Genomic DNA, 9,737 nt, shown 5'->3' with positions numbered 1-9,737 from the left:
GGGCCCCGGCCCCCCCCCCGCGGGGGGGGGGGCCACGCGAGTCGGAGGTCGTCGCCCTATCCGCGGGTCAGCTTGCGGTGGGTGACACGATGCGGACGGGCCGCCTCCGGGCCGAGGCGCTCGATCTTGTTGGCCTCGTACGCCTCGAAGTTGCCCTCGAACCAGAACCACGCCGCCGGGTTGTCGTCGTTACCCTCCCACGCCAGGATGTGCGTGCAGGTGCGGTCCAGGAACCAGCGGTCGTGGGAGATGACCACGGCGCAGCCCGGGAAGTTCTCCAGGGCGTTCTCCAGCGAGCCGAGGGTTTCGACGTCGAGGTCGTTGGTCGGCTCGTCGAGCAGGATCAGGTTGCCGCCCTGCTTGAGGGTGAGCGCCAGGTTCAGGCGGTTGCGCTCACCACCGGAGAGCACGCCCGCGGGCTTCTGCTGGTCCGGCCCCTTGAAGCCGAAGGCCGAAACGTAGGCGCGCGACGGCATTTCCTGATTGCCGACCTGGATGTGGTCCAGCCCGTCGGACACCACCTGCCACACCGTCTTGTTGGGGTCGATACCCGCGCGGTTCTGGTCGACGTAGCTCAGCTTGACGGTATCGCCGACGCGCACGGTGCCGCTGTCCGGATCCTCCATACCGACGATGGTCTTGAACAGCGTCGACTTACCGACACCGTTGGGTCCGATGACGCCGACGATGCCGTTGCGCGGCAGCGAGAACGACAGGTCCTTGATCAGCTGGCGGTCGCCGAAGCCCTTGTCCAGGTGCTCGACCTCGACCACCACATTGCCCAGGCGCGGACCGGCCGGAATCTGGATCTCCTCGAAATCCAACTTCCGCATCTTCTCGGCCTCGGCCGCCATCTCCTCGTAGCGCTGCAGGCGGGCCTTGTTCTTGGCCTGCCGGGCCTTGGCGCCCGAGCGCACCCACGCGAGCTCGTCCTTGAGGCGCTTCTGCAGCTTCTGGTCCTTCTTGCCCTGGACCTCGAGCCGCTCGGCCTTCTTCTCCAGGTAGGTGGAGTAGTTGCCCTCGTACGGGTAGGTGCGGCCGCGGTCGAGCTCGAGAATCCAGCCCGCGACATTGTCGAGGAAGTAGCGATCGTGAGTGACGGCCAGCACCGCGCCCGGGTACTGGGCGAGGAACTGCTCCAGCCACAGCACCGATTCGGCGTCGAGGTGGTTGGTGGGCTCGTCGAGCAGCAGCAGGTCGGGCTTGCTCAGCAGCAGCTTGCACAGCGCGACACGGCGACGCTCACCACCGGAGAGGTTGGTGACCGGCTCCTCGGGCGGCGGGCAGCGCAACGCGTCCATGGCCTGCTCGAGCTGGGAGTCGAGATCCCAGGCATCGGCGTGGTCGAGTTCCTCCTGCAGTTTGCCCATTTCCTCCATGAGCTCGTCGGAGTAGTCGGTGGCCATGAGTTCGGCGATCTCGTTGAACCGGTCCAGCTTGACCTTGATCTCGCCGAGGCCCTCCTCCACATTGCCGCGAACGGTCTTCTCCTCGTTCAGCGGCGGCTCCTGCTGCAGGATGCCGACCGTGGCACCGGGCGCCAACCAGGCATCACCGTTGTTCGGCTGGTCCAGTCCCGCCATGATCTTCAGCACGCTCGACTTACCAGCGCCGTTCGGTCCCACGACGCCGATTTTGGCGCCGGGGAGGAAGTTCAGGTTCACATCGTCGAGCACGACCTTGTCGCCGTGCGCTTTGCGAACCTTTCGCATTTGGTAGATGAACTCAGCCATATGGAAAATCCTATGCTGCGGCGCTGAGCGCCGCCGTCGAGGGCGGTGGTGGGTCTAGTCCGATGCGGTCGCCACTTCGGCTTCCCTGTGTTCGGTATCACCGGGTGGTGTGGTGTGGTCGGTGTCCACGCGTTCGAAACGCTTGCGCTGCACGAGGGCCGTGCAGCGGCCGAGATCCGGACCGAGAGCGAAGGCCCGCAGCTCGAGATCACTGCGCGTCACTCCCTCTCGTGTGCGGTATTCGTGCGAACTGAGCTGCCCGTAGGCGATGACCGGATCGCCGCGGTGCAACGAGGCTTCCACCCCCGCGACCAGCCGCCGCCAGCAGCGCACCGTGAGATAGGTGGTGTCACCGTCGACCCATTCGCCGCGCTGGGTGTCGAAGCGCCGCGGATTGCTGGCCAGCCGAAAGCTGATCAGCTGCTCACCGCTGGGCAGTTCTCGTCGCACCGGATGCGTGACCACCGTACCCACTATGGACGTATTGATTTCGTACATCGTTGCTCCCCCTTGCCGACTGGCTTCCGGATCCGGAAGACCTCTCCAGCCTGACTCGCGTGCGACCGGCGCGACAGCCCGTCTTCGGCGAGTGGGGATAACTCCGATGCTTGTGAACTACAAGGTTGCCAGATCCGTGTTCGCCCCGCACAGCACGATGACCGGTCGCTCGTGTGGCTTGGGCACGTACACGCCGCTCTGGATGGCGGCCAACGCGGTCGCACCGGCGGGCTCGACCACGATCCGGAACTCCCGCCACAGGTACTCCCGCGCCATCACGATGGCGTCATCGCTGACCAGCAGCGATTCCACGCCGTACCGTTGCGCGACCTCCATGGCGATGGAACCGATCCGGCTGGCCCCCAACGAATCCGAGGCGACGCTGGACACATCCACCTCGACCGGCCGACCGGCCGCCAGTGCCGCGTGCAGGGTCGGCGCGCCGTGCGGTTCCACGCCGATAACCCGGCCGCGCGGTCCCAGCGCCACCGCGATACCGGCCACCAGCCCGCCGCCGCCGACGGCCACCAGCACCGGCGGCCGCCCGCGCACCTGATCCTCGATCTCCAGCCCGACCACACCGGCCCCAGCCACGATCGCGGGCTGGTCGTAGGCGTGCAACTGGAGTGCGCCGCGCTCGGTCGCCAGTTCGGAGGCGAAGCGGTACGCCTCGGCGTATGTGGTTCCGTGCCACAGCACTTCGGCCCCCTGCGACCACATGGCCGCGACCTTGGTGTGCGGTGCGGATTCCGGCACCACCACCGTGCAGCTCAATCCGCGCACGGCGCTGGCCAGGGCGGCGGCGATACCGGCATTGCCGCCGGAGGCCAGCACCACGCTGTCCACCCCGGCCCGCGCGCCCAGCAGCGCGTTCAGACTGCCGCGCACCTTGAACGTGCCGCCGTGCTGCAGGTATTCCAGTTTCAGCGTGACCGGCACCGGCCCGTGCGGGCCCAGTATCTCGGTGTGGAACACCGGTGTGACCCGAAACTGCCCGCGCAGCAGCCGTCTGGCCCGCCGCACGTCGGATCGGTAGAGCTTCTTGACCTTTCGCGCCGGGTCCTCCCCGGTCGGCGCGACGATCCGGTCAGTCACTTGCGTACCTCTCGATCCCGTCTCGCCAGTTCGGCGAACATGGCGTTGTGCGCGGCCAGCTCGGCGTCATCGTCCCGGTCGGCGGCGCGGTCGATACGGTTGGCCAGCCGCTGATCACTGCGCGACCACTGGATGAGCAGTGCCAGCATCACCAAGACCAGCGGAATCTCACCGCTGGCCCAAGCCAGGCTGCCGCCATTGCGCTGATCCTCGAGCAGATTGTCGTTCCAGCCCAGGCCGAGGCTGCGGTAGAACCAGCCGCCCATGACGCTGTTCATGCTCATCAGCGCCACACCGAAGAAGGCGTGGAACGGCAGCGAGCCGAACACCATGCCCACCTTGGTGAGCGGCTCCACCTGACGCGGCTTGGGGTCGATCCCGATGACCACCCAGTAGAAGAGGTAGCCGCTCACCAGGAAGTGCAGATTCATCAGCAGGTGCGCGCCGTGCGAATCCACGAACTGGTCGAACAGACCGCCCATGTACAGGCCGTAGAACCCGACCACGAAGAACACCGACGCCACCACGGGCTGGGTCATGAAGCGCGACACCGGATTGTGCACGGCCGCCAGAATCCACTCGCGCGGTCCCGGCGGGGCATCGCGTCCGGCAGGTGGCAGTGCCCGCAGCGCCAGCAGCACCGGCCCGCCCAGCGCGAACAGAATCGGCGCGAGCATGGACAACAGCATGTGCTGCCCCATGTGCACGCTGAACATGGCGGGCGCGTAGCGGCCGATGCCGGAGCTGGTCGCGATGAGCAGGACCGCGCAGCCCGACAGCCAGGCGATGGTGCGCCCGACCGGCCACGCGTCGCCGCGCGCCCGCAGCCGCACCACACCGCGGATATAGAGGACAGCGAGCACGATCGCGAGGGTGCCGTAGATCAGGTCGAACCGCCAGTCGAACAGCAACCGCGCGGCGCTGGGCGGCCCAGCCAGGTTGTAGCCGAGTTCCACCTCGGCCGGAGTCGGGATCTGCTTCAGCTCCGGCGGCGGGGTGCGCCCGAGCCCGACCGCCAGCCCGACGGTGGCGGCGAAGATCAACGCCTCGACGCCCGCGAACCGGATCAGGGCGCGTCGATCGCCCGGATCGGCCTCCAGATCGGGAAGCACGGCCCGCCGCTGCATGTACCCGATGACGCCGAGCACGATGAGCGCCGCCGTCTTGGCCAGCACGAGCCGCCCGTAGGTGGTGTCCACCAGATCCGACGGCTCCTGCAACCGCACCCAGGCATTGAGCACGCCGCTGGCCGCGATCACGATGAACGACACCGTCGCGACCGTGGAGAATCGCCGGGTGGCGAGCGCGGTCCACTTACCCCCACGCAACGCGTAGGCCAGCACCGCGAACAGCCCGCCCACCCAGAACCCGGTGGCGAGCAGATGCAGAATGAGGCTGTTGGTCGCCACATCGTGCGACCCGCCCGACGACGAATGCCCCGTCAACGCGACCGGCAGCAGCGACAGCACCGACAGCCACAGCAGCACCGGCGTCCACCCCCAGCGCAGCGCGACCCGGCAGCCGACCGCGAGCACCAGCACGAGGAACACGGTGAGCCGCCACGAACTGGCGACATCCACCGTATCGGCCGCCCGCCACACCTCCTCCGGCCGCAACGAGTCCGCGAGAGGTTGCCCGGTCGTGTCCGACAGGGTGAGCGGCACCAGCAACGCCGACGCCCCCGCCCACACCAGCGCCGAATTCGCGGCCCGCCGCAACGCCCGATACCCGCCGACGTCGAGCAGCCCGTCCTTCTGCGGCGGCACCAGGAACGCGGCGAACAACAACGACCCCACGGTCAACGCCGCCGACAGATCCGCCACCGCCCGCACCGCGGGCAACCCATACGTAGTGAGCGGCCCAGGATCAGGTATCCCGAGCAACGTCAGCGCCTCCGCGGCCGACAGCCCCACGACCATCGCCCCCACCATGGCCGCGACCGCCCCCGCCATAGCCGCGAGCACACCGAAGGACGCCCCCGACCCCGACCGATTGGCCTGGACGTCGGCGACTGCGGGCGGGTCCTGCGGAGACGACATACGACTCAGGGTAGTTCGGAACGCCGGTCCGGACTCCCACGGGGTTTCCCGTCACCCGGTCCGCACCACCGCCCCGACGCGCTGCCCAGCCACGCCACGCCGACCATCCCCCATCTGGACGGTCGCTATACTTAACCCGCTGGACACCACGATCGATATCGGTCAAGGTGTTTGGTGGCACACAGCCGTGCACCACCCGACTGCCTCCGTAGCTCAGTTGGATAGAGCAAGGGCCTTCTAATCCCTAGGTCGCAGGTTCGATTCCTGCCGGGGGCACTTTCCACCTCTGACCTGCGCGAACTCCGCCAGGTTCAGAGATACCCATACCGCACAGCGCTTAAACAGCTAGGGATTTTCGCAGGTAGAATCCCAGGATGGGGCAGGATCTCGACACCATCGCGGAACTGCTGGAAGACTTCGCCACCGAGTTGCGCCGCGCGAACCGAGCCAGGTCGACCATCGACACCTACAGCCGTGACATCCGGTACTTCGTCGCCTTCCTCGACGCTCAGGACCCACCCGTTCGCGCCACCGCGGCAGCCCTCACCCGCGACCACATCGGCGCCTTCATCGAGGACACCCTGAACCGCACCGGCCGACCGGTCATCCCCGAGTTCGCGAACCGCCTCTACCGCAGCCTGCAACGGTTCTGCCGCTACCTGGAAGACGAGGAGATCATCGAGGACAACCCGTTCGACAAGATGCATCCGCCGGCGGTCCCCGAGAAGCCCATCCCGGTGCCACCCCTCGCGGATCTGCGCAAGCTACTGGCCGAACGCGAAGGCACCGCCTTCGACTCCCGCCGCGACACCGCCATCCTCCGGCTCATGCTCGACATCGGCCCTCGGATCAATGAAATCGCGCCGCTCGATACCGATGCGCTCGACTTCACGGAGAACACCGTCATGGTCGTCGGCAAAGGCCGCCGACCCCGCATCCTGCCATTCGGCGACAAAACGCGCATCGCGCTGCGCCGATACCTCCGCGCCCGGAGCCGGCACCCCCGCGCCGCGAACGACAACCCCGCCCTCTGGCTCGGCAAACGCGGCCAAATGACCAGTTTGGGGATCCAGCAGATGCTGGACCGCCGCGCGACGGCGGCAGGCATCGGACACCTCCACCCCACCAACTGCGCCACTTCTTCGCACACAACTGGCGCGCCAACGGCGGCCAGGAACAAGATCTGATGATGTTGGCGGGCTGGCGATCTCGCCAGATGATCGGCAGGTACGCCCGCGCCACTGCCGAGACTCGGGCGCGAGATGCTCACCGGAAGGCCCGACTCGGAGACCAGCTCTGAGCCTGTGCGTACTCAGCAGCGAGCAAACCACCGATGTCGCCGAGAGTCTTGAGTCCATCGCTCCGAGGGCATGGCCGCACGTTCAGCCGATGACAGTTCGCCACACGACAAGATCGATGACGCTGTACTTGCCACTGTCGTTCCTGGTCTTCACCACGGTGATTGCCGCGATCGTTCTGGGATTGACTACAGAGCGACCGGTGATAGTGCGTGAAACACCTCCTTTCTGGCGAGTTGTTGGGCGGCAGTCGGCGTTGGAGAAGCGGGGCTCGATGGGGCGGCTGGACAGTTCGGACAGGTCGGGCTCCACCTCGCCGCCCAACCGGTACCGCTGAAGGAGCTGCTCGCGACCCGCAGCCCCGGCGTGCCGCTAAAGAAGCACCGCTACTCAACATCAGCGACGATCAACGTGCAGGACGGGGCCTTCTACAGATCCGGCACCAACGCCACTTACAGCAGGTATTGCGTGAGACTGCATCCCTTATAACTCGGCATGCGGACATCTCTGTCGCCGCGGCGATGTTCGGCTACCGATTCGCCAATCTTGCGAAGCATGCTCGATCAACCAAGATGGCCGTATGACCAACAATTGATGCACCTAACGCCGGGATAGAAGGGAAGGAATTGACATGACGCCACTCATTAGATGCTAACTGACCTCGGAGGAGGAGTCTCGACTCATCAATAGAGCCAAAGTATTCCCATGTATCAAATTTCCAACCGTACCTGTGTCCTCGTGGTGAATAAGGTGACCTCCACCATCAATGATAGACAGGCTACCTCTTCGCAGCTCAGCTTCAAGACGCCTAAGCCCATCGAGCGATGAAAGAGAATCTCTATCGCCACTCACGATAAAAACGGGAATAGTCAGACCGCGAGCATACTCAACGCAGCCATGCCTTCCGGTTATATCCAATTGATCAGCAACGGATCTCGGGTCTGCTGACAGACCACGCTCCAAACTCGATAGAGCACACACGCGTCGCAAACCCTTCAAGCCGCGGCGAGCAAGGAAGGCATTATTAGTAAAACTCCATAGCTGCGACCTAACCGCAATCTCGGCAAGTGCAAGAGGATACGCCCTAAGAATGGCTACTGCCGACTTGATTAAGGCGCGTGACAGAACTCCTCTAAATCCGCTATCCCTGCCAACAGGCGTGACAATCGGGGAGACCAGAATCATACCTAGGATAGGCACCTTTCCACGTGAAGCAATTACGCTTGCCAGCGTGGCACCAAAGGAGTGCCCCAGCAGAACGATACCCTTCGCACCGGATACACCGATGATTGCTTCCTCTAGCGTTTTGGCAGTAGCTTCTACGTCCTTATAGACGCCGGGTATTACAGGTGAAATGCCCATCCCAGGGAGATTTATAACCACAACCGAAATACCGTCGCGGACTACCTCCTTTACGATTCCCTCAACCCCTCTACTACTACCTTTCAAGCCGTGAAGAACTATGAGCTGGGGGCATTCGATAGCCGATCCGTATCGTGCGATAACGATCTGCGCGCCACATTCCAAAGTTAGGACAGCATAGCTGGATGGACCAATACTCGATGCATCCCTGCGAGGCCCCATTCGCTCATCCCCTCGTTTCGAATGTAGATACCGCACTGTTGACGTCACCCTAGCCCACGCAAGGCGCTAACGCACCCCAAAACCGTCACCCGCCTCTCGGACTTTCCGATGTCGACCGACTATGATGACCAATAGACGAGTGGACGGGGCCTTCGCAGTCGGATCGTACTCGTTCGCGCAAGCAAAGCAGTCCCCGGGCACCCAGAGAGGAATCCATGAAGATCGCAATTGCTACGGAGACCTACTACCCAGACGTAAACGGGGCCGCAGTAAGTACTCAGAGGCTCGTCGAGGGCCTAGCTAAGCGTGGCCACACAGTACACGTGATCGCCCCATCGCCTGTGGGCTACTCGTTCATCCAGGACATGTCGAGAGTACGGATTCACCGCGTGCCATCCTTTAAGTATCCTTGGCACCCCAATTTTCACATCGCCGACCCCAGATTAGTACGACCGGCGGTCCGCATGGTATTGCAAGAGATTAGACCGGATGTCGTACACCTGCACGGACACTTGGTCGTGGGTCGTGTTGCCGCACGAGAATCAACTCAGCTCAGAATTCCAGTAATTGCGACAAACCATTTCCTCCCCGAGAATCTCCGATATCAGTCACCAGTACCGATACCAGACTTTGCGTTCAAGATATTGGCCAAGATTGTATGGCGCGATACTCGGTCGGTGCTAAATGCGGCGGCAATAGTAACCACACCAACCCCGTACGCCGCAGCGCTGCTCAAAAGGCGGACGAAAATTAGATATGCGATACCAGTTTCATGCGGTGTTACAATTGACTCTTTCCATTCATCAACGTTCGACAGAATTCTTCATAATCCACCAACAATTCTCTTTGTTGGACGGCTCGACTCCGAGAAACACGTCGGAGAACCAGTTCAAGCGCTGCAATACCTAGACCCACAGGTACGAATGAGGATCGTTGGCGCAGGCCCATGCGAACGCGAGTTGAGAAGGCTGGTGAGCAGACTGGACTTGGAATCTCGAGTTTTCTTTGCTGGCTATGTCAACGATGAAGAGCTCAAGAACGAATATGCTCGCTCTGACGTCTTTTGCATGCCAGGAAGGGCCGAGCTGCAGAGCATTGCAACCCTAGAAGCAATGGCGTCCGGTTTACCCATTGTTGCAGCTAGGTCTCATGCGCTACCGCATCTGGTCGAAAACAACGTGAACGGGATGCTATACCAGCCAGGCAATATTGCAGCCTTGGCGAGCTCTTTAAGATACACCTTAGCGGATTCAACCCGATGGAGGTCCTTCTCCATGTCTAGCATCACTAAATCAAAGGCGCATGACTTGAAATACTCAATTGACAGGTTCGAGCAACTTTATCTCAAATTGTCGGATCAGACACAGGATCTACCAGCCTTTTGAGTGTTCGAATTCCGAGCCAGACTATCACCAGCGCAAACAATGCATATGGGGCCACTGATGCCCAGTAGATCCTTCGATCTATATCCTGGTTGACACCGAGCTTAA

Annotated in this window: 7 protein-coding genes and 1 tRNA gene; 3 read left to right on the top strand and 5 right to left on the bottom strand. The window is 63.1% G+C overall.

From position 1 onward, the window contains the following. Positions 1–56 precede the first annotated feature (56 nt). From ettA to QK444_RS25090, 4 genes are all read right to left on the bottom strand, one after another. A complete protein-coding gene (gene ettA, locus QK444_RS25105) occupies positions 57–1,733 on the bottom strand; it encodes an energy-dependent translational throttle protein EttA (protein WP_282784282.1) in 1,677 nt (558 codons plus the stop codon). A 54-nt stretch (positions 1,734–1,787) separates the two neighbouring features. Then, positions 1,788–2,231 carry a single-stranded DNA-binding protein gene (locus tag QK444_RS25100; RefSeq protein WP_282784281.1) on the bottom strand — a complete coding sequence of 148 codons (444 nt, stop codon included), beginning with the start codon at positions 2,229–2,231 and terminating at the stop codon, positions 1,788–1,790. Between the two features lie 117 nt (positions 2,232–2,348). Then, positions 2,349–3,326, bottom strand: a complete 978-nt coding sequence (locus QK444_RS25095; protein WP_282784280.1) for a threonine/serine dehydratase — start codon at positions 3,324–3,326, stop codon at positions 2,349–2,351. After that, positions 3,323–5,365 (bottom strand): cytochrome c oxidase assembly protein, encoded by a 2,043-nt coding sequence (locus QK444_RS25090; protein ID WP_282784279.1) that lies wholly within the window; start codon positions 5,363–5,365, stop codon positions 3,323–3,325. Before QK444_RS25090 ends, QK444_RS25095 begins: the two co-directional genes overlap by 4 nt. 202 nt (positions 5,366–5,567) lie before the next feature. On the opposite strand from QK444_RS25090, the gene QK444_RS25085 reads away from it, so the two are divergent. Next, positions 5,568–5,641, top strand: a tRNA-Arg gene (locus QK444_RS25085). A 98-nt stretch (positions 5,642–5,739) separates the two neighbouring features. Further along, complete coding sequence (locus tag QK444_RS25080) at positions 5,740–6,552, top strand: tyrosine-type recombinase/integrase (RefSeq protein WP_282784278.1); 813 nt, start codon at positions 5,740–5,742, stop codon at positions 6,550–6,552. A gap of 195 nt (positions 6,553–6,747) precedes the next feature. Here the strand turns inward: QK444_RS25080 and QK444_RS25075 are convergent, their stop codons facing one another. Beyond that, positions 6,748–6,975 (bottom strand): hypothetical protein, encoded by a 228-nt coding sequence (locus QK444_RS25075; protein WP_282784276.1) that lies wholly within the window; start codon positions 6,973–6,975, stop codon positions 6,748–6,750. 1,487 nt (positions 6,976–8,462) lie between these two features. Here QK444_RS25075 and QK444_RS25070 point away from each other — a divergent pair. Then, complete coding sequence (locus tag QK444_RS25070) at positions 8,463–9,632, top strand: glycosyltransferase (protein WP_282784275.1); 1,170 nt, start codon at positions 8,463–8,465, stop codon at positions 9,630–9,632. Positions 9,633–9,737: the final 105 nt, after the last annotated feature.

Source organism: Nocardia sp. CC201C (assembly GCF_030010695.1).
Lineage (GTDB): Bacteria > Actinomycetota > Actinomycetes > Mycobacteriales > Mycobacteriaceae > Nocardia > Nocardia otitidiscaviarum.
This window is presented reverse-complemented; position numbering and strand designations above follow the sequence as displayed.

Bases quoted from the DNA above. Each gene is read 5' to 3' on its own strand.
- ettA (WP_282784282.1), bottom strand. From the start codon at position 1,733: ATGGCTGAGTTCATCTACCAAATGCGAAAGGTTCGCAAAGCGCACGGC.
- QK444_RS25100 (WP_282784281.1), bottom strand. From the start codon at position 2,231: ATGTACGAAATCAATACGTCCATAGTGGGTACGGTGGTCACGCATCCG.
- QK444_RS25090 (WP_282784279.1), bottom strand. From the start codon at position 5,365: ATGTCGTCTCCGCAGGACCCGCCCGCAGTCGCCGACGTCCAGGCCAAT.
- QK444_RS25080 (WP_282784278.1), top strand. From the start codon at position 5,740: ATGGGGCAGGATCTCGACACCATCGCGGAACTGCTGGAAGACTTCGCC.
- QK444_RS25070 (WP_282784275.1), top strand. From the start codon at position 8,463: ATGAAGATCGCAATTGCTACGGAGACCTACTACCCAGACGTAAACGGG.